The 19909-nt window shown below is 45.6% G+C and carries 18 protein-coding genes; 16 read left to right on the top strand and 2 right to left on the bottom strand.

Translation table 11 applies throughout. The features are described 5' to 3' along the window. Positions 1-7: 7 nt before the first annotated feature. Complete coding sequence (locus tag ACQCVE_RS04315) at positions 8-1243, bottom strand: nucleotidyltransferase (RefSeq protein ID WP_426861743.1); 1236 nt, start codon at positions 1241-1243, stop codon at positions 8-10. A gap of 225 nt (positions 1244-1468) precedes the next feature. Here ACQCVE_RS04315 and ACQCVE_RS04310 point away from each other — a divergent pair, with 225 nt between their 5' ends. From ACQCVE_RS04310 to ACQCVE_RS04295, 4 genes are all read left to right on the top strand, one after another. Then, positions 1469-1993 (top strand): YceD family protein, encoded by a 525-nt coding sequence (locus tag ACQCVE_RS04310; protein WP_426844570.1) that lies wholly within the window; start codon positions 1469-1471, stop codon positions 1991-1993. Between the two features lie 91 nt (positions 1994-2084). Continuing rightward, positions 2085-2258, top strand: coding sequence for a 50S ribosomal protein L32 (rpmF, locus tag ACQCVE_RS04305; protein WP_426844569.1), 174 nt, complete (start codon positions 2085-2087; stop codon positions 2256-2258). A gap of 154 nt (positions 2259-2412) precedes the next feature. After that, positions 2413-3180 carry an enoyl-CoA hydratase/isomerase family protein gene (locus ACQCVE_RS04300; RefSeq protein ID WP_426861741.1) on the top strand — a complete coding sequence of 256 codons (768 nt, stop codon included), beginning with the start codon at positions 2413-2415 and terminating at the stop codon, positions 3178-3180. Positions 3181-3415: 235 nt separating this feature from the next. Then, entirely contained in the window at positions 3416-4018 is a 603-nt protein-coding gene (locus ACQCVE_RS04295; RefSeq protein WP_426844567.1) for an RsfA family transcriptional regulator, read from the top strand. 148 nt (positions 4019-4166) lie between these two features. On the opposite strand, the gene ACQCVE_RS04290 is transcribed toward ACQCVE_RS04295, so the two are convergent. Next, entirely contained in the window at positions 4167-4643 is a 477-nt protein-coding gene (locus tag ACQCVE_RS04290; RefSeq protein ID WP_426861739.1) for an N-acetyltransferase, read from the bottom strand. A 254-nt stretch (positions 4644-4897) separates the two neighbouring features. On the opposite strand from ACQCVE_RS04290, the gene ACQCVE_RS04285 reads away from it, so the two are divergent. From ACQCVE_RS04285 to ACQCVE_RS04230, 12 genes are all read left to right on the top strand, one after another. Beyond that, positions 4898-6238, top strand: a complete 1341-nt coding sequence (locus tag ACQCVE_RS04285) for an acetyl-CoA carboxylase biotin carboxylase subunit (protein ID WP_426861738.1) — start codon at positions 4898-4900, stop codon at positions 6236-6238. Positions 6239-6251: 13 nt separating this feature from the next. Beyond that, the gene (locus tag ACQCVE_RS04280; RefSeq protein ID WP_426844564.1) at positions 6252-6467 is read left to right on the top strand and encodes an acetyl-CoA carboxylase biotin carboxyl carrier protein subunit; all 216 of its coding nucleotides are present in this window, start codon (positions 6252-6254) and stop codon (positions 6465-6467) included. 13 nt (positions 6468-6480) lie between these two features. Continuing rightward, entirely contained in the window at positions 6481-8019 is a 1539-nt protein-coding gene (locus ACQCVE_RS04275; protein ID WP_426861736.1) for an acyl-CoA carboxylase subunit beta, read from the top strand. Between the two features lie 130 nt (positions 8020-8149). Then, positions 8150-9031 carry a 2-dehydropantoate 2-reductase gene (locus ACQCVE_RS04270; protein WP_426861735.1) on the top strand — a complete coding sequence of 294 codons (882 nt, stop codon included), beginning with the start codon at positions 8150-8152 and terminating at the stop codon, positions 9029-9031. Between the two features lie 16 nt (positions 9032-9047). Continuing rightward, positions 9048-9434 (top strand): DUF3397 family protein, encoded by a 387-nt coding sequence (locus ACQCVE_RS04265; protein WP_426844561.1) that lies wholly within the window; start codon positions 9048-9050, stop codon positions 9432-9434. 91 nt (positions 9435-9525) lie between these two features. Continuing rightward, complete coding sequence (gene bshC / locus ACQCVE_RS04260; protein ID WP_426861734.1) at positions 9526-11148, top strand: bacillithiol biosynthesis cysteine-adding enzyme BshC; 1623 nt, start codon at positions 9526-9528, stop codon at positions 11146-11148. 122 nt (positions 11149-11270) lie between these two features. Beyond that, positions 11271-11702, top strand: coding sequence for a division/cell wall cluster transcriptional repressor MraZ (gene mraZ / locus ACQCVE_RS04255; RefSeq protein WP_426844559.1), 432 nt, complete (start codon positions 11271-11273; stop codon positions 11700-11702). 71 nt (positions 11703-11773) lie between these two features. Then, positions 11774-12706: a 16S rRNA (cytosine(1402)-N(4))-methyltransferase RsmH gene (gene rsmH, locus ACQCVE_RS04250; protein WP_426861732.1), complete on the top strand. Its 933-nt coding sequence runs from the start codon at positions 11774-11776 to the stop codon at positions 12704-12706. A gap of 82 nt (positions 12707-12788) precedes the next feature. Then, the gene (gene ftsL / locus ACQCVE_RS04245; RefSeq protein ID WP_426844557.1) at positions 12789-13163 is read left to right on the top strand and encodes a cell division protein FtsL; all 375 of its coding nucleotides are present in this window, start codon (positions 12789-12791) and stop codon (positions 13161-13163) included. Positions 13164-13166: 3 nt separating this feature from the next. Then, the gene (locus ACQCVE_RS04240) at positions 13167-15308 is read left to right on the top strand and encodes a penicillin-binding protein (RefSeq protein ID WP_426861779.1); all 2142 of its coding nucleotides are present in this window, start codon (positions 13167-13169) and stop codon (positions 15306-15308) included. A gap of 853 nt (positions 15309-16161) precedes the next feature. Then, positions 16162-18081, top strand: coding sequence for a stage V sporulation protein D (locus tag ACQCVE_RS04235; protein WP_426861730.1), 1920 nt, complete (start codon positions 16162-16164; stop codon positions 18079-18081). Positions 18082-18369: 288 nt separating this feature from the next. Further along, positions 18370-19884, top strand: a complete 1515-nt coding sequence (locus ACQCVE_RS04230; protein ID WP_426844554.1) for a UDP-N-acetylmuramoyl-L-alanyl-D-glutamate--2,6-diaminopimelate ligase — start codon at positions 18370-18372, stop codon at positions 19882-19884. Positions 19885-19909 lie beyond the last annotated feature (25 nt).

Here is a 19909-nt window from a genome sequence, read left to right as displayed (position 1 = left end):
GCTGTTCCTATGGTTTTTGTTGCTGCAATCGAATCGGAGGTGTGGAGTATTCTGTTTTGAGCAGCTGGGCACGCATGGATTGTGGAAAGCCCATTGCATAAACAGCAGATGCTTTAATATCCAGCTCCAATGCAGGATGATTGAAGGCATTCACATTCGAAATGAGAGGCACAGAGAGGGTCTTCTTGACACTGCCAAGGTAGCGCTGTCCGGACTCGTTCATGCCAAGCACACGTATGTAAGGGCTCCGCTCATTATTTATTGCTCTGTGCATTTTTTCTTTAGTGGTCCTTGTCAGCAAATGAACACACATTCTCTGCAGCCTTGTCCACGTATACCGCTTTGTTTTTAGCTTTTCCATAAACTCCTTAAAAGTTGAGGCCTCTTTGATTGAAGCTGCCAGGCGGTTCTCCAGCCCTTCCTCTACTTCATAAATTTCTGCAAGCTCGCTTGGTTCCATCGTCAGGACCGTATATTGCAAATATGGGAAAAACCGCTCCCAGTTCATGAATGGAAACCCTTCTTTGACTCGCTGCGTTAAAATATTGAACGTATAATCCGGAACAAAACCTCTGATCTCCTTTAAACCATGAGGTCCGCTGAATATAGCGTTTCTGAGTGATGTCGCACTGGCTACCTTGCCCTCGGGAAGATCCTGATCATGGTATTGAGCGGATGTGCGCTTAATTGTAAGAGCCTTCATCCCGCTTTGCTGTTCTGCAATTGAAGACACATATTGAAACCCTAAAATATTATTTGGTTTAGTGAGATCAGCGAGAGGTCCCGAGTGGTCCTTAATTTTACTGAAGGAAAGAGAAAGCGCTTTTGGATAGCTTAAGCCCTGTTTAATAAATTCTTTTATGTGTGAACTGTATTGATCTTCATTTTCCGTAATCGCACTGACCGTAAGCAGAAACGGTTCAATTTCTCCATCCTCGCTTCCGAAGCATAGATGATTGGCTTTAAGAGAATCCAAAATAGAAACCGCTCCGTTAGCAAACGTACTTGCTTTTTGTGAGGCAAAAGCATAAGGCAGTTCAATGACAAGGTCTGCACCCGCCTCCAGTGCCATTCTGGCCCGCTCCCACTTCGGCAAAAGGGCAGGCTCACCCCTTTGCAGAAAGTTCCCGCTCATGACAGCTATTGTCAAATCGGCTTCAGCGGCTTTAACCGATTTCTGCATATGATAAAGATGTCCATGATGAAATGGGTTGTATTCAACAATCAGCCCTAATATATTCACTGAAATTGGCTCCTTTATTTTGTTTTGCGGATCAACCATGTTAAGATATATACAGCTTGGCCATCTTTAAACAACGGCAGGCAAAGTTATGTTATAATGCTAGTTATTGTGCCGCTGATGTATGGAAAGACTGCCGGAATGACTATATTATAGTGTAAAGAAAAAATATTGACAAATGGAATAGTGAAAGCTATAATTACCTTTGTTGCCTTGAGGTGATACGTTATGAAATGGTTAATCAACCAGTTATATCAATATCAAAGCAAAGGATTGGAACTGAATGAAGTGATCAATCTCACTGAGCTGATTGAAGAGCATCAGGAAGTGAGAGACATTTCACCTGTCCATATTACGGGCAGAGCGGCCATCCAATCGGATCAAGCTGCATTTCAGATGACAATCACAGGAGTCCTGACACTTCCATGTGCCAGAACGCTTGTCGATGTCCCATTTCCTTTTCATATTGAGACAACTGAAGTATACCTATTGAAACCGACAGACTATGATGAGGAAGCTGAAGGAGAAATTCACACGCTGGACAGCGATGAAGTCGATTTAATTCCAGCAATTAAAGAACTGATTCTTCTCGAAATTCCAATGCAGGTCTTCAGCGACAGCGTTAACGAAGAAGGAGCCGCTCCTCAGGAGGGCAAAGACTGGAAAGTCGTGTCCGAAGAGGAAAACAAAAATAAAGTGGATCCGAGAATGGCCGGCCTGGCCAAATTCTTCGATAACAATAACGAAAGCTAAAGGCTGAATTTTAGCTTTAATCAGATGATCGGATAAATACCGTCTTCATCCAGAACATGTAAGTTTAACACTCTTTAAGGAGGTGGGAAGAATGGCTGTACCTTTTAGAAGAACTTCTAAAACAAGAAAAAGATTGCGTCGTACACACTTCAAATTGCAAGTGCCTGGTATGGTAACATGCCCTAACTGCGGTGAAATGAAAATGTCTCACCGTGTATGTAAAGCTTGTGGATCATACAAAGGAAAAGAAGTTGTAGAAAAATAAGATTCGTAAAAAACCCGCTGGAAGCTGCTGCTTCTTAGCGGGTTTTTTGTGGTTTGTGCCGGGGATTGGGCATCGAAAAAAATCGCACCTTAATGAAAGCCCCTTCAAATCACCGTGATATAATGGTTTCATCTGAAAAACGGGGTGATGGGATATGGGAGAAAAGGTGATAATTACAGAAGCGGGAAATGGAATCGTTGAAATCAGGCTGAATCGTCCTGAAAAAAGGAACGCTGTCGATTTTGATGTAATGACTGAGCTGGAGATGTTTTTACATCAGTATGAGCACAGGGAGGACATACGTGCACTGGTCCTTACCGGAGATGGAGAGGATGCCTTTTGCTCGGGAGGTGATCTTTCTGCCTTCCACGGCTTAAAAACAGAGAGGGACGCCTATGGGATGCTTCATCGCATGGGGGAAATACTGTACCGGTTTGCGGTTTTTCCGGCTCCCGTTTTCGCTCTGATTAATGGTTCATCTGTTGGGGGAGGCTGTGAGCTGGCCATGGCTGCGGATACCAGGATTGCAAAGGCTGGAGTAAAAATGGGCTTTATTCAAGGAACCTTATCCATTACAACCGGCTGGGGAGGAGCATCACTATTAATGGAAAGAGTTCCGTCAGCTGCCGCATTGGAAGTGCTTTGTTCGTCGCGGATATATAGTGCTGAAGAATGTAAAGCAGGCGGATGGATTAATCATATCGTTCCGGCGTCAAAGTACAGGGAAGAGGGGATGAAAATCATTCAGCAGTCTCTTCCGGATAATCCGGCTGTCGGACGTGCCTATAAAGGGATTTCAGTGAATAAGCTCATGCAAAGCTTACTATGGGAGAGGATGGAAAAGGAGATAAAAGGGTGTGCTCGATTATGGGAGAAAGAAGAGCACCATCTGGCAGTAGACCGGTTTTTCAAGAAATCCTAACTGGATGCATGATCAGGAGAACGCATTACGCTATCCGGAATACATATTGGGTCAGCAGCAGGAAACCGGCTGAACTTTATGGATACCAGCCTTTCGGCATCATTCTATAGGAAGGAGTCAATCGATTCTCTCCGGTCATCTCTGAAGCAGACACCATCCGCTTTTGTTTTTGTACATAGTCTATCAATTCTACCAGTAGCATATGATTAGTAAAAACATGGTGGGAGGGATTGGGATGACAGCTACAAGACAGGATGCGTGGACCAGGGATGAGGATTTGCTGCTTGCAGAGGTTGTGCTTCGTCAAATCCGGGATGGTGGAACGCAGCTCGCTGCTTTTGAGGAAGTGGGCAGACATTTAACAAGGACAGCAGCTGCGTGCGGTTTCCGCTGGAATTCACACGTAAGAAAGCAATATAAGTCAGGGATCGATTTAGCCAAGAAACAGCGCAAGGAGGCGAGGGTAAAGATAGAGCCTGTGCCTGAAGAGAGTAAAACAGAGATTTTCAGGTCTCCTGCCGAGAAAAGCAATCTTACCATAAAAGAAGTAGTAAAGTTTCTGGAAGCTTATGACGAATCAGGCAATATTGTTGATTTAAAAGAGAAAAACGAGGAGCTTTCCGCTGAAATGAATCAATTACGCAGCAGAGTGGAAGAGCTTGAGAAAGAAAAGCAGCTGCTGCAAAGTCAGCTCGAGCTTGTGGAAGAAGACTATCATTCTTTGATTGAAATTATGGATCGAGCAAGGAAGATGGCTCTGTCGCATGAGGACGAAAGGAACCGCAAAGTAAAGTTTCAAATGGACCGGAACGGAAACCTTGAGCGTATTGAAAAGTAACGTCTTAAAGAGCGGAGGGCAGCCGTCATTTAGAAAAGGGTGGAGCTTGGCGCCCCTCCGCCTGATGCAGGCCGCTGTACCTGATTCTAAAATAATGGATGCGAGAAGATCAAAAAAGGACCGCTGAATGGGCGCGGTCCTTTTCTCTTTAGGCTGATTCTGAGGAATGATGAGAGGAGTCCGGTGACCAGAGCAGCGGATTTTCTCCCTTATCACGGTCCATATCATACTTAACTGCCTCAAAGTCCATCTTGCTCCAAAAGTCGGCTGACTTAACTCTTGGGTTCGTTTTTATTGGAAGCTTAAAGGATTTCGCAAACTCTACCAGGGATTGGCCGTATCCCGCCCGCTGATAGTCAGGCAGAACTTCAAGCTTCCAAAGCTCAAGGTAGTCTTGCTGTGGAGTAAAGTACTGGTCGAATTTTTTATCCACTTTGTACAAGCTCATCCTTGCAACTAGTTTTTCTCCAAAGTAGATTCCGTAAAAAGGAGAATCGCTGTCATTTTCAATCATGTTTCCTTCCAGTTCCTCGAGCATGGAAAGCTCCTGAAGTCCGTATTCTTTAAACCTTTTAAATTCTTCAAGTGTTTTGTAGTTAATGAGAAGGCGTTCCACCTTATGCATGTTTTTTCCCCCTTGATGCAGATGAAAAGCAGCAAAATTTTAAATTTACCGACTACTCTTATTATAGCATGGGAGCAAAGGATTTCAAAATGAAACGAAAACGCTTTCAAATTTTTAAAGGAGTTTTCATTATATTGTAGAAACATATTATTGAAGATGTGCTTTTTTATACAGGGCAGGATCTGAATGCTCTGGACACTGGCTGGATATTCAGTGCCGGCCTTACTAAGCCATTAATGCAGGGGGTGGAGATAGTGAAAAAAATCTTGATTGCCAACAGGGGGGAAATTGCTTCAAGAATTATTGAAACGTGCCAAAAAATGCAGATTGAAACCATTGCCATTTACTCGGATGCGGATCAGGACCTTCCTTATGTAAAAGCCGCAGATTATTCATTCCGCATAGGAGAAGCGCCAGTTGCGAAGTCCTATTTGCTCGCAGATGACATATTGGACCTTGCTGTTAGAGAAGGGGCTGACGCTATACATCCAGGATATGGCTTTCTATCAGAGAATAGTGAGTTTGTTAAGAAAACGGAGCAGAGAGGTCTTGTATTTATCGGTCCGCCTTCTTCAGTAATTGAAAAAATGGGAGACAAGGTGACAGCTAGAAAAACGATGCAGGAGGCTGGAATACCGGTCGTTCCAGGGAGCGGATTCGCGATTGGGACAGTGGATGAGGCGGCTGTAATAGCTGAGCGGATTGGATACCCTGTTATGTTGAAGGCGAGCGGAGGTGGCGGAGGCATCGGGATGCAGCTCCTTGAGAGCCGGGAAGATTTAGAAAAGGTTTTTGTCTCCGCTAAAACAAGAGCGAAAGCTTATTTCGGAAATGATGAAGTTTTTCTTGAAAAATATATTTCAGAGTCCCGTCACATTGAGGTGCAGATTTTTGGGGATGATCATGGACATGCGGTTCATTTATTTGAACGGGAGTGCTCCGTTCAGCGGCGGAATCAAAAGGTTATAGAGGAAGCGCCCTCTCCGAGCATTTCAGAAGAAACGCGCAGGAACATTTGCGGGGCAGCGGTCAAAGCAGCCCTTCACGTTGGATACAGAAATGCAGGAACCGTTGAGTTTATCATGGATGAGAAGGAGCAGTTTTACTTTCTCGAAATGAATACCCGCCTTCAGGTGGAGCACCGTGTAACTGAAATGATCACCGGTCTTGACCTTGTGAAGTGGCAGATACTGGCAGCTGATGGGGAGGTGCTGCCGCTGAGCCAGTCAGAAATCCGAAAGCTCGGCCACGCTTTGGAGTTCCGGATTTATGCTGAAGACCCAGTGAGGTTTATCCCTTCTCCTGGAAAACTGAATGCGTTTACATATCCTGAACATGCAGATTTTGTGCTTGACCGCACATACGAAGAAGGGAATCAAATCACTCCTTTTTATGACCCGCTGATTGCCAAAGCTGTCGTGTATGGAGAAAACCGGGATAAGGCTTTGGAAAAAGCCTCGGAGGTATTTGAAAACGTTAGGATTGAGGGAGTCAAATCTAATGTGCCGCTTTTTTCAAAAATTGTAAAAGATGACGTATTTAAATCAGGTCAATACAATACTTCCTATTTACAGCAATCAAAAATAGTCGGATAAAGGATGATTGAATATGAAAGAAGTTACAGCAAGCATGGCGGGTACTGTACTGAATGTGTTAGTAGAATCGGGTGCCTCTGTCAATACCGGGCAGGATTTATTAATGCTTGAATCCATGAAGATGGAAATACCGATTGAATCCACTTTTACAGGTAAAGTAAAAGAAGTAAAGGTTCAAACAGGAGATTTCGTAAATGAAGGGGACGTCCTCGTCATTTTGGAGGATTAAAGGGGGATCATTAATGAAGATGATGGAACTGGATGGACAGCTGAAGGAAAAGATTGCGGAAGCTGAGGCTGGCGGCCATCCTAAATACCACGAAAAATCACGGCAGCAGGGGAAGCTTTTCGTCCGGGACCGCTTAAAACAGCTGTTTGATAACGGGCAGTATACGGAGGATGGGAAATTCGCCAACCATCTTGCCGGAGACCTTCCGGCAGATGGCGTCGTAACGGCTATTGGCAAGGTTCATGGCCAAACCGTTTGTGTGATGGCGAATGACTCAACGGTTAAAGCTGGCTCCTGGGGTGCGCGGACCGTTGAAAAGATTATCCGAATTCAGGAAACGGCAGAAAAATTAATGGTGCCTCTTCTATATTTAGTTGATTCCGCCGGTGCAAGGATTACCGATCAGCTCGATATGTTTCCAAACCGAAGGGGAGCTGGCAGAATCTTTCATAATCAGGTCCGGCTGTCAGGAATGATCCCTCAGGTATGTCTCCTTTTTGGACCGTCGGCCGCAGGTGGGGCATACATTCCTGCTTTCTGCGATATCGTCATCATGGTGGAAGGAAATGCCTCCATGTATTTAGGGTCTCCCCGGATGGCCGAGAAGGTCATAGGCGAGAAGGTGTCGCTTGAAGAAATGGGCGGAGCGCGGATGCATTGCAGCGTCAGCGGATGCGGAGATGTACTTGTATCTACAGAGGAGGAAGCCATAGCCGAAGCCCGCACATTTATGACCTATTTTCCCGGAAATTTCAAGCATAAGCCATCAGGCAAAGAGCCGGCTGCCCCGGTCTCTGAAAAAGCTCTTTCTGCTATTGTTCCTGAGAATCAGAATGCGCCTTTCAATATGTATGAAGCAATCGATACGCTGATTGACGGAGGCAGTTTCTTTGAAATCAAAAAGCTATTTGCCCAGGAGCTCATAACCGGATTGGCGAGAATAGATGGGAAGACTGTAGGAGTTGTAGCCAATCAGCCGAGGGTAAAAGGCGGAGTCCTGTTTGTGGATTCTGCCGATAAGGCGGCAAAATTCGTAACCCTGTGTGATGCTTTTAATATCCCGCTCCTTTTCCTGGCGGATGTACCCGGATTTATGATCGGGACGAAAGTGGAAAGAGCGGGTATCATCCGGCATGGAGCTAAAATGATCGCTGCGATGAGCTCAGCCACTGTGCCGAGGATTTCGGTTATTATCCGAAAGGCTTATGGAGCGGGGCTGTATGCTATGTCAGGACCTGCATTCGAGCCGGATTGCTGCATCGCTCTTCCATCTGCTCAAATTGCGGTGATGGGCCCGGAGGCGGCAGTTAACGCTGTATACTCAAATAAAATTAATGAAATAGAAGACCCGAAGGAACGAATGAATTATGTGCTTGAGAAACAGCAGGAATATAAGGAGCACATTGACATTTACCGGCTTGCTTCAGAGATGATTATCGATCATATCGTCGGGGCGGACGATCTCCGAAATGAATTGGTCATCCGGTTTAGTCAATATGAATCGAAAGAAGAAGCACTCCCTTATAGAAAACATCCCGTCTATCCCGTATGATCTAATAATGACTCCAATCCTGCATGGTAATGCACAGATGGAGTCATTTTTTTATTTTCGTTTCCCAAACAGATGTTTTGCAGCGCCAATATTTGGTATGATAAGGGAAATAAAGAGGAGGCGTGTTTTCATGAACGCTGGAGTTATCGGCGGCGGAGCCATCGGTTTGCTTTTTGCTGCCTACCTGAGCCGCACCCACTGCATCACAATCTATACAAACACAGAGGAACAAGCAGCCGCTATAAGGGAAAACGGAATCACGCTGCTGAAAGGGAGTGCCCCGCTTCAAAGCTTCCCGGGCGCAACAGCCTCCAGGCATTACAAGGAGGAGCTTCTGATTGTGACGGTCAAACAGTTTCAGCTGCCTTCTGTACTGGAAAATCTTTCTCCTTCACATCCGAAGACCCTTCTATTCCTGCAGAATGGAATGGGACATATCCATAGTTTATCAGAGCTGAGAGGGCATAATTTGTATACGGGTTCAGTCAGTCACGGTGCGTTTAAACGCTCTTTAAACGAAGTGAGGCACAACGGGAGCGGCGGAACCGTTTACTCCGCTTTTTCTGCAGAAGGGGCAGCACATGATGAGGGACTTATACAATCACTGGGAACGGAAGATTTCCCTTTTCTCCTCGCCCCTGACTGGTATATTGTCCTTGCTGAAAAGCTGCTTGTAAACGCTTGTGTAAATCCATTAACGGGACTGTTAAAGGTCCGGAACGGAGAGCTTATAGACAACCCCCACTATTTACATTTGTTAAAAAAAGTCTTCAATGAGGCCTTTGAAATTTTGGAGCTCCCCGATAAAACGAAACAATGGGAGAACGTACAGAAAGTGTGCAGCATGACATCTGATAATACGTCCTCCATGCTTCAGGACCTTGCCAATGGGAGAAAGACAGAAATTGAAGGCATTGCGGGCTTTCTATTGGAAGAGGCAGCTAAAAAAAGGGTGCAGGCGCCCATTCTTGATTTTACATATAAAGCGATTAAAGGAATGGAAAGTATGTGAAACGGAGGACAATCATTTGGCTGGAGTTATCTCAGTTTTGCTTGGCGCGGCCGCAATAGTACCGGTACTATGCCTGGTCATGCTTATAGCCGCGTTCAAAACGATTACAGGAAAAGGGAAAAAGGCGGTTCTCGCTGCAGCAGACGTAAGTGTAATGATTTTTTTCTTCTCAGTTTATATTAAAGTAATCACCATCTGGAGGATTGAACCTTCCATGTATCTATTTTGGACATTTATAGGGTGGAGCTTCCTATTCACTCTGTTTTTCGCCTTTTCAGGGTGGAAAAGACCGGGGCGGGCATTTAAAAAAATGTGGAGGCTGTCCTTTCTTGTTTATTTTCTTGCGTCCCCCTTGCTGTTTTTTTATGGCGCCGGATTATTTGCGGTCAGAGAGTTTTACTAAAGGACGGGTGAGACGTATTTTTTAACAAAGCCTTCAAGAAGTGCTATACTTTTTGACGGAATGCATTTTTAACCGAGAAAGGAAGTACATCATGGAGATATCTGAGTTCTCCCTGCAATCGGCGAATCCGTTTGTCAGTGCACTGCTTGAAAAAAAGCTAGATAGTTATACATACTTTGATTATGACATCCACCAGGAAGATGTTTATAGAAAACGGCACAGCGATCTGCTTAGCGGTTCTTTTAACAGAAAAGAGCTGTTTTCCTGTCTGAAAACGTACAATGAAAAATTCCAGGCACCTGCGGCTATGCATAACATCGAAAGGCTGCTCGACAGCCAGAGCACAGTAGTGGTGGGCGGCCAGCAGGCAGGACTGCTTACAGGCCCCCTTTACACCATCCATAAAGTGATTTCTATTTTGACCCTCGCCCGGCAGCAGGAGGAAAAACTTGGGACACCCGTGATACCCGTATTCTGGATCGCGGGGGAAGATCACGATTTTGATGAAATCAATCATGTCTATATACAAAAGAATAACCGCATTAAAAAGAAGGCAGTCAGCCAGAGGATAACTGACAAGAGATCAGTCGCATTTGCAGAGCTCGACCATGCTGCCTGTAAAAGATGGGTAGAAGAAGTCATTCAATCTTATGGGGAAACGCAGTATACGAAAGGGCTGTTGAACAAATTAACCGCATTCCTGGATAAATCCTCCACTTATACAGAATTTTTCGAATGGCTTATTATGGATTTGTTCGGCTCTGAGGGACTTGTTCTGATTCAATCTGCAGACCGTAGCCTCCGGGAATTTGAAACAGAATATTTCCAGACGCTAATCCGGAAAAATGATGAGATTGCACGGGCGGTTTTACATCAGCAGCAGCTGATTCGGTCTCATGGTTTCTCCCCGATTATTGAAACGGCCTTGGAAAGTTCAAATCTTTTCTATGAATTGGACGGAGAACGCGTATTGCTGCATAGAGCGGAAGCGGGCGGATTTACGGATAAGGAAGGCAGGCTGTCTTTTACCGATCAGGAATTAATGGACGAAGCAGCCGCATATCCGGAAAAATTCAGCAACAATGTTGTGACAAGGCCCATCATGCAGGAAATGATCCTCCCAACACTGGCTTTTATTGCCGGTCCGGGAGAAATATCCTACTGGGCGGAGTTAAAAAAGGCATTCCAAACAATGGGTTTGAAGATGCCGCCGGTCATCCCGAGGCTCAATATTACCATTCTGGAACGGTCTATAGAGTCAGACCTTAAACAATTGCACATGGAATTGGAAGAAGCCTTACAAGCTGACTGGAAAGAGAAAAAACAGAAGTGGATGGAGGAACACCAGGAGCTTGACATCGATTCACTTGCAGAGGATGCGATTCAGCGCACGAGAGAGATTCACAGTGGCCTGTCAGAACGGATTATTTCAGAGTTTTCAGTGATGGAAAGTTACACAAATAAAAACATTCAATTTATTGTTAGGCAAATGGACCTGCTTCGAAAAGAAACAAAGAAAAATATAGAGCAGAAACACCATCACATTTTATCGAAATTTGACAGGGCAGAACGCTCTATTTTACCTGAAGGACTTCCGCAGGAAAGAATCTGGAACATTTATTACTATTTAAACAAGTACGGGAGTCAATTCACGCAAAATCTTTCGGGTTTGTCATATTCTTTTAATAATCAACATAAGGTTGTCAAATTATAACGTAAATTTTTTAAAAATCCTGTGCTGCACAGGGTTTTTTTTTGTTTTGAACTCGTGTAGAATGGGAAGTGGAGATAAGTGGGGGAAAGTGGTGAGTCAGGGAGAGAGAGTGGGGACAGGTCATGTTCATGGGGGAATATCAGCATACAATCGATGCAAAAGGCCGCATGATCGTCCCAGCTAAATTCCGTGATGGGTTGGGTGAGTCTTTTGTCCTAACGAGAGGGCTCGACCAATGTCTGTTCGGCTATCCAAAAGCTGAATGGGAAATCATGGAGGAAAAGCTGAAGGCTCTTCCGCTTACCAAAAAAGACGCTCGGGCGTTTACACGATTCTTCTTTTCAGGTGCCGTTGAATGCGAACTGGATAAACAGGGGCGGATCAACATTGCATCCCCTCTGCTGAATTACGCTAAGCTTGAAAAAGATTGCGTTGTCATCGGTGTATCAAATCGAATTGAGCTTTGGAGCAAGCCGGTTTGGGAAGACTATGTAAATCAGCAGGAAGATTCTTTCGCGGAAATAGCTGAAAACATGATTGATTTTGATATATAATGAATCATTGTGCATAGGTCTTTACACGGTCTATACAGGCATATTCGAATTTGATAAAGGTGGTATCATCCATGTTTAAGCATAAAACAGTTTTACTGAGAGAAACGGTAGATGGACTGAACATAAAACATAACGGTACATACGTTGATTGCACACTTGGCGGTGCAGGTCACAGTGAATATCTTCTTTCTCAATTATCAGCAGAAGGCAGGCTGTTCGCTTTTGACCAGGATGACACAGCCATTGAGCATGCAAAAAACAAACTATCGGATTATGAAGGACAGGCCATCCTCATTAAAAGCAATTTCAGAAACATCAGAGAAATGCTTGCGGAACAAGGTGTTGAAACAGTAGACGGCATTCTTTTTGATTTAGGAGTCTCATCTCCGCAGCTGGATACACCCGAAAGAGGATTCAGCTACCATCATGATGCACCCCTTGATATGAGAATGGATCAGCAATCTGATTTATCCGCCTATGATGTCGTGAACACTTGGAGCTATGAGGATCTGGTGCGGATTTTTTTCCGCTACGGAGAAGAAAAATTCTCAAAGCAAATTGCAAGGAAGATAGAAGCGAAGCGCGATAAGGAACCGATCCAAACGACATATGAGCTTGTAGAACTCATTAAAGAGGGCATTCCCGCGCCGGCAAGGCGTACAGGAGGCCACCCGGCCAAAAGAATTTTCCAGGCGATCCGCATTGCTGTTAATGATGAGCTGAAAGTGTTTGAGGAGGCAATTGAACAATCGATTGAACTTCTGAATCCGGGCGGAAGAATCAGTGTCATCACCTTCCATTCATTAGAAGACCGGATCTGCAAAACAACGTTCAAGCAGGCTGCTGAAGTTCCTCAGCTCCCGCCGGGTCTTCCGATTATTCCAGAGGGATTTGAACCGAAAATTAAACTCATTACGAGAAAGCCGATTTTGCCCGCAGAGGAAGAGCTGACTGAAAATAACCGGTCACGTTCCGCAAAACTCCGTATAGCAGAAAAGCTTTAAAGCTCGGATGACACATAGATAAAGAAAGCCTTTGATAAAAAAATGAAAACCAACTAAAAAATCCTGAAGAGGAGGGCCAGCCATGAGCAATTTAGCAGTAAAAGTAAATCAGCGCTCGCAGGAGCAAACGAAACGCCGGCAGCATCAGCATACCGAAACACAGGCAGTACCGGTAAAAAGGAGACTTCCCATCACCCTTGGAGAAAGGGTTCTGCTCGTTCTGTTCGTCCTGGGCTTGGCCGCAGCGGGCGTTCAGCTGATCTCAAGCAGTGTAGCTTCCTATCAGTCAAGCATTGAGGTGCAAAAGCTCGAAGCCCAAGTGGAAGCACAAACGAAAAAGAACAGCGATCTTTCTGTTCAAGTTACAGAATTAAGCAACTATGACAGGCTGATGAGCAAAGCAAAAGAGATGGGACTTAAGCTTGATAAGGACAATGTGAAAGGTCTTACCAATTAAATGATGCTGAAAAAAAATAAAAATATGAATAGAGGAGCAGCCGTATTAGCAACACTTTTTGCGGCGCTCTTCTTTATCATTGCTGCCAGGTTTCTTTATATCCAGCTTACTGGTCAAGTCGATGGACAAGTCCTCGCAGTACGGGCGGCCCAAAAGTACGAGGAAAAGCAAACCCTCGAGGCCTCAAGAGGGTCAATTCTCGACCGCAATGGAAAAGCGATTGCTGAGGATACATCAGCCTATAAAATCGTAGCTGTTTTGGATGACGAGCTGACTACAAACCCAAAAAAGCCGCAGCATGTAGCAGATAAAGAGGAGACGGCCGAAAAACTTGCTCCCCTTCTTGGGATCGAGCCGTCAAAAATGCTTGTAATTCTCAAAAAGGATGCGAAACAAGTAGAATTCGGCGCTGAAGGACGAAATTTAAGCCAGACAAAAAAACTGGAGATTGAAAAACTCAAGCTCCCTGGCATCGCTTTTGTTAAAAGCCAGAAACGATTTTACTCGAATGGTGTATTTGCCTCCCATGTTATAGGCTATGCTCAGAAAAATGAAGATACAGGGGCTATAAATGGGATGCTTGGGCTTGAAAAGAGTCTCGACAGCCATCTTCAGGAGAAGGATGGTGCCATCCAATATGAAAAAGATCATTACGGATGGAAGCTTCCGGGCAGTGAAGACAAAATCACCCCTCCTGATAACGGAAAGAACGTTTACCTGACACTTGATCAAAAAATCCAAGCGTTCATGGAAGATGCTATGAATGAAGCGGTTAAGGAGTACAATCCAAAAAAGGTGATGGCGGTAGCAGCCGACCCAAAAACCGGAAAAATTCTGGCAATGAGCCAGCGTCCAAGCTTTAATCCGAACACTAGGGATATTAACAACTACACAAACGATATCGTCGGCTATCCGATTGAGCCAGGTTCAACAATGAAAATGTATACCGTGGCGGCGGCAATAGAGGCAGGTGTATATAAAGGCGACTCCACCTACAAATCGGGAAGCTATAAGATCGGCAAGTATACGATTCGGGATCACAACAAAACCGGCTGGGGCGAGATTACATTTAATGAGGGATTTGAGCGCTCCTCAAATACAGCCATGATTAATCTGGCGATGAAGCTTGGCCCGGATGCGTATAGTGATTATATGAAAAAGTTTGGCTTTGGTACAAAAACAGGAATAGACCTCCCTGGAGAAGAGGCGGGTCAAATCAAATCAGACAGTAAAATTTCCCTGGCAACTGCGTCTTTCGGCCAAGGTTCAACAGCCACAGTGATTGAGCAAATTCAGGCTGCGACAGCGATTGCCAACGATGGGAAAATGATGAAGCCCTATATCATTGATCAGATTGTAGACACTGACAAAAATAAAGTAGTCAGCAAAAATGAACCTAAGCAAGTAAGCCAGCCCATCTCGGAGAAAACGGCTTCCCAGGTTCGGGATTTAATGGGGAAAGTGGTAACTTCCAAAAACGGTACAGGAAAACCATATGCCATTGAAGGCTATGACGTAGCCGGAAAGACCGGAACAGCCCAAATACCGGGGGAAAACGGCCGTTACATGACCGGGAAGGAAAACTTCATTTTCTCGTTTATGGGAATGGCGCCTAAGGATGATCCGGAACTCCTCGTATACGTAGCGGTTCAGCAGCCAGAGCTGGAACCGACTGAAACCGGATCCATGCCTGTTTCCGGAATTTTTAAGACCATCATGCAAAACAGTTTGCAATATCTGCAGATAGAACCGGATGAAAAACAGCCAGAAAAGGAAAAAACTAACGCCAAAGATCCAGTCATGGAATCTGTAATAGGCTTAAATAAAAAAGAAGCTGAATCCAGACTTAAAAACGGCGGCTATCAGCCGATTGCGCTAGGAACAGGCACGACAGTAGAAGCACAGTCCCCATCTGAAACTTCTGTACTGGCCAAAGGGGAAAAAGTCTTTCTTCAAACGGGCGGCCGAGTCAAAATGCCCGACATCTCCGGATGGTCTAAAAGGGACATTATGAAGCTTGCCGATTTGCTGCAGCTCCGTGTTTCTTTCACCGGAGAAGGATTTTCTGCGAAGCAGAGCCTGCCAAAAGGAACGCTGGTCAGTGAAGATACGTTACTGACCGTTAAGCTAAAGCCTCATTTTTGATGATTGGCGGGGGGCGCTGTTTTGGAACAGTTTGATAAAATGATGACGTTCAGCAGCGCAAGTACCTCCGTCCCTCATTGCGGCAAAGTCCCGGGGAGAGAGGCGGAATGCTCTATGTCCCTCTCCTCCAGCGTTTTTAATAGGCTGATGCAGGAGTTAAGGCAGCGGGCGTAATTGGGGTCGGAGGCTCTCCTCCGACCCCTTATTTGTGCTTGATTGGATTCAGAGGAGAGCCCTTTAATCCTGCAGCGTGTTTCTCGTATCGCGGACAGAGATTTAGCGCGCTTTGGCAGAGCTGGGGTTGAAGGCGATTTTTTTAAGGCAGGGGTCAGGTGTCCGGCAAAGAGATAACAGTGTGTAAGTGTAACGGAGCTTTACTGCTGTAAAGGGGCGGGGGACAGAGACAGCAGGATGTCAACCCTTGCGCACCAGGGACTGACAGATCTGGTGCCGGAGCTTTAGTGCAGCAGCGAAAGTGGGGCCAGGCACGGTGCCTGGCCCCTGTTGCTTTACCGTACTGGGGGACAGAGGCATGAATCTGTAATCCCTAGTCCGCCAATGGCTCAGTGAGTGGGTGCCGGAGCTTTAATCCTTTAGATGAAGTGGGGTCAGACCCACTGACGATGCATGGTATTAAAAAAAACTCCCAATCCAGAAGGGACCATCCTTTTTAAAAACGCTGCTAAAAATTGCTGAACAGCCGCTTGTATATCTCCTCTCATCTCCTCCTTCTCTTTCAGCACACATGATTTCATTGATAGGAAGGGTCCAGTCACCCCTAATCCCCCCTTGCCGTTCTAATCACACCTGTACAAGCATATAGTGGGAGGAGCATAGACAAGGAGTGATTTTGTTGCGCGTATCCCAGGTAACCGTCAGAAAACGACTGGCTGCTGTATTCCTGATTGGTGTGCTTGTATTTGCGGTGATTGATGTCAGGCTTGGCTATGTCCAGTTTGTGCTGGGGAATAAGCTGACAGCCGGAGCAAAGGACTTATGGAGCCGCAATCTTCCATTTGAACCTGAGCGGGGAGAAATTTTAGACCGGAATGGTGAGAAGCTGGCTACAAATATCAGCGCACCAACCGTATACGCAGTCCCGAGACAGGTTGAGAATCCGGCGGAAGCGGCGGCGAAGCTTGCACCGGTGCTGAATATGACGACAAAGAAAGCGTATGATTTCCTGACAATGAATGAGATGATTGTCACGCTTAAGCCGGAAGGGAGAAAAATTTCCCATGAGAAGGCAGGTGAAGTCAGAGCGCTTGGTTTAAAAGGGGTCTACATTGGCGAAGACAGTAAGAGATACTATCCGAACGGAAGCTACCTGTCACATGTTCTTGGATTTGCAGGAATCGATAATCAGGGGCTTCTCGGCTTGGAAGCCTATTATGATGATGAATTGAAGGGGGAGAAAGGGTTTGTCAAATTCTACTCCGATGCAAAAGGAAAAAGAATGCCGAATGAAGCAGATGATTACAGGCCTCCTGTAGACGGGCAAACGCTAAAGCTCACGATTGACTCAAAAGTACAGACAATCATCGAAAGGGAACTGGATCTTGCTCAGGCTCAATACAATCCGGATGGAATGATTGCCATTGCCATGAATCCGAAAAACGGGGAAATACTGGGAATGTCCTCCAGGCCGGATTTCGATCCTGCCAGCTATCAGGACGTAGAGCCAATTGTATATAACCGGAACCTTCCGGTATGGAGCACCTATGAACCTGGATCCACCTTCAAAATCATCACCCTTGCAGCAGCACTTGAAGAACAGAAAGTGGACCTGGAGCATGATCATTTCCACGATCCTGGTTCAGTTGAGGTAGCCGGTGCAAGGCTTAAGTGCTGGAAGAGAGGCGGCCATGGATCGCAGAGCTTTTTGGAGGTAGTCCAGAATTCATGCAACCCTGGTTTTGTAGAGCTCGGTCAAAGACTTGGGAAAGAGAAGCTTTTTAAATACATTAAGGAGTTCGGGTTCGGTCAAAAAACCGGGATCGATTTACAGGGTGAAGGAAGAGGAATCCTCTTTAACATCGATCGGGTGGGGCCGGTTGAACAAGCAACTACCGCATTCGGACAAGGAGTCTCGGTTACACCGATTCAGCAGGTGGCCGCGGTATCCGCAGCAGTAAACGGCGGGGTTTTGTATACCCCTTATATTGCGAAAGAATGGGTGGACCCGATCACCGGAGAAATCATAAGCAGGACCACGCCACAGGGAAAAAGAAGGGTCATATCAGAGGAGACCTCCAAGCAGATTCGATACGCTCTGGAAAGTGTAGTAGCTGCGGGAACTGGGAGAAACGCTTTCGTGGAAGGCTACAGGGTGGGCGGAAAAACCGGAACCGCCCAAAAAGTAAGCAACGGTGTTTACTTGAAAAACAATTTTATTGTTTCATTCATCGGGTTTGCCCCAGCTGATAATCCCGAACTCGTCGTCTATGTAGCGGTTGATAATCCAAAAGGGACAGTCCAGTTCGGGGGGACCGTTGCCGCCCCGATTGTAGGGAACATTATGAGGGACAGCCTGCCAGAAATGGGCGTAAAGCTTAGAAAAGATCAAATTGAAAAGGTGTACAAGTGGGGAGACACAAAGAAGGTGGAAGTTCCGAATCTTTTAGGGATGGAGCTGGATGAACTGAGGGAACAGCTGATCAATGTAAAATTTGATGTTGCAGGCAGCGGGAATGCAGTTGTTCAGCAATCTCCTGCAGCCGGGACGAAGGTGAATGAAGGTTCCGCTATCCGTGTATTCATGGGTAATCCATGATCGTAAGAGTACGATGAGCATTTCTGGAGACCTGCTATTGGCAAATCAGTCCGTCTGAGCAAAGCAAGGCTTAGCCGGGCTGTTTTTTTTGAATATAAAGATCCGTCCGGCTGCTTCTTCTCAACACTGCTCAGCCAAAAGTGAAAAATTGGCTCAGTGCAGATAAACATGAGGAGTCCGCATCTCACAAAAGGTTGGCTCTTTTCATTGAAGTGAGATAAAATATGAACTGTATGCATAAAAGCATATGGTTATTTTAAAGAGTGTGAATTGAGAGGTTTGATAAGGATGAAGTTGACTGATTTGCTTTCCTGTTTACATTTTGGAGAATTCCGTCCAGACGGAAACCCTGACATTGAATCAATTGAAATGGATTCTAGAAATGCAGGAAAAGGGAGCTTGTTTATTTGTATAAAAGGCTATACAGTAGACGGGCATCATTTTGCCGGACAGGCTGTAGACCAAGGGGCAGTGGCTGTTATAGCTGAGCGAAAGCTTGACCTTCCTGTGCCCGTTATCATAGTGCCTGATTCAAACAGAGCAATGGCTGTACTTGCGGATGCATTTTACGGACAGCCGACACAGAAACTTCATTTAATCGGCGTGACCGGTACAAACGGGAAAACGACAACCGCCCATTTAATTGAAAAAATTATGAAGTCTGCCGGTAAAAATACCGGGATGATCGGTACCATGTACATAAAAATCGGAGATGAGACTCTGGAAGTCAGAAATACAACTCCTGAAAGCCTGACTCTTCAAAAAACATTTAAGAAAATGACTGACAATGGGGTTTCCAATGCTGTAATGGAAGTATCCTCCCATGCTCTTCATATGGGCAGGGTCCACGGCTGTGACTATGATGTGGCGGTATTTACCAATCTTACGCAGGATCATCTGGACTACCATGGAACGATGGAAGCCTACAAACAGGCAAAAGGACTGCTGTTTGCCCAGCTTGGAAATACGTTTAACCATTCCCGGCCAAAATATGCGGTGATCAATCAGGATGATGACGCGGCAGCTGATTATAAAAGCATGACAGCTGCACACATCTTGACTTACGGGATTGATCAGCCCGCAGACATTACGGCATCAGCTATTCAGATGACATCAAGCGGCACAGAATTTATGCTGAAAACCCCTTACGGATCAAGAAGGATGAAGCTGAAGCTCATCGGAAAATTCAGCGTTTATAATGTGCTTGCAGCTGTTGGAGCGAGCCTCGCTTCAGGTATAGCCCTTGAGACCGCCGCTGCTGCACTCGAGGAGGCAGACGGTGTCAGAGGGAGATTTGAACTGGTGGATGCCGGACAGCCTTTTGCTGTCATCGTGGATTATGCCCATACACCTGATAGTCTGGAAAATGTTTTAACTACCGTCAAGCAGTTTTCCGAAGGCAGAACCTTTGTTGTAGTAGGCTGCGGAGGAGACAGGGACAAAACAAAGCGCCCGTTAATGGCTCAAATTGCTGTTAAATATGCAGACGAACCGATTTTCACATCGGATAATCCCAGAAGTGAGGATCCGCTTGATATCCTGGCCGATATGGAGGAGGGTGTCCGGGATCATTATTACCATTCCATATCAAACCGGGAGCAGGCCATCTTTTTCGCCGCTGCGAATGCAAAACCTGGAGATGTTGTGCTCATAGCCGGGAAAGGCCATGAAACCTATCAGCAAATAGGCAGCAGGACTTATGATTTTGACGACAGGGAAGTAGCCATTAAAGCAATCAGCAGCTTAAAAATCGGCTACAGCCCGACAATGGCATCCAAGAATGATAACGGAAGAGAGCAGTGAGGAAAATGAGTATGTTAAGACGGTG

It is taken from the genome of Metabacillus sp. 113a (genome assembly GCF_050107635.1).
Lineage (GTDB): Bacteria > Bacillota > Bacilli > Bacillales > Bacillaceae > Metabacillus_B.
Note: the sequence above shows the minus strand (reverse complement) of the source record. Positions and strands in the feature narration are given on the sequence as shown.

What these genes read in the sequence shown, in the direction of transcription:
- ACQCVE_RS04310 (WP_426844570.1), top strand. Translation starts at nt 1,469, where the DNA reads ATGAAATGGTTAATCAACCAGTTATATCAATATCAAAGCAAAGGATTG.
- rpmF (WP_426844569.1), top strand. Translation starts at nt 2,085, where the DNA reads ATGGCTGTACCTTTTAGAAGAACTTCTAAAACAAGAAAAAGATTGCGT.
- ACQCVE_RS04300 (WP_426861741.1), top strand. Translation starts at nt 2,413, where the DNA reads ATGGGAGAAAAGGTGATAATTACAGAAGCGGGAAATGGAATCGTTGAA.
- ACQCVE_RS04295 (WP_426844567.1), top strand. Translation starts at nt 3,416, where the DNA reads ATGACAGCTACAAGACAGGATGCGTGGACCAGGGATGAGGATTTGCTG.
- ACQCVE_RS04290 (WP_426861739.1), bottom strand. Translation starts at nt 4,643, where the DNA reads ATGCATAAGGTGGAACGCCTTCTCATTAACTACAAAACACTTGAAGAA.
- ACQCVE_RS04280 (WP_426844564.1), top strand. Translation starts at nt 6,252, where the DNA reads ATGAAAGAAGTTACAGCAAGCATGGCGGGTACTGTACTGAATGTGTTA.
- ACQCVE_RS04275 (WP_426861736.1), top strand. Translation starts at nt 6,481, where the DNA reads ATGAAGATGATGGAACTGGATGGACAGCTGAAGGAAAAGATTGCGGAA.
- ACQCVE_RS04270 (WP_426861735.1), top strand. Translation starts at nt 8,150, where the DNA reads ATGAACGCTGGAGTTATCGGCGGCGGAGCCATCGGTTTGCTTTTTGCT.
- bshC (WP_426861734.1), top strand. Translation starts at nt 9,526, where the DNA reads ATGGAGATATCTGAGTTCTCCCTGCAATCGGCGAATCCGTTTGTCAGT.
- mraZ (WP_426844559.1), top strand. Translation starts at nt 11,271, where the DNA reads ATGTTCATGGGGGAATATCAGCATACAATCGATGCAAAAGGCCGCATG.
- rsmH (WP_426861732.1), top strand. Translation starts at nt 11,774, where the DNA reads ATGTTTAAGCATAAAACAGTTTTACTGAGAGAAACGGTAGATGGACTG.
- ftsL (WP_426844557.1), top strand. Translation starts at nt 12,789, where the DNA reads ATGAGCAATTTAGCAGTAAAAGTAAATCAGCGCTCGCAGGAGCAAACG.
- ACQCVE_RS04240 (WP_426861779.1), top strand. Translation starts at nt 13,167, where the DNA reads ATGCTGAAAAAAAATAAAAATATGAATAGAGGAGCAGCCGTATTAGCA.
- ACQCVE_RS04230 (WP_426844554.1), top strand. Translation starts at nt 18,370, where the DNA reads ATGAAGTTGACTGATTTGCTTTCCTGTTTACATTTTGGAGAATTCCGT.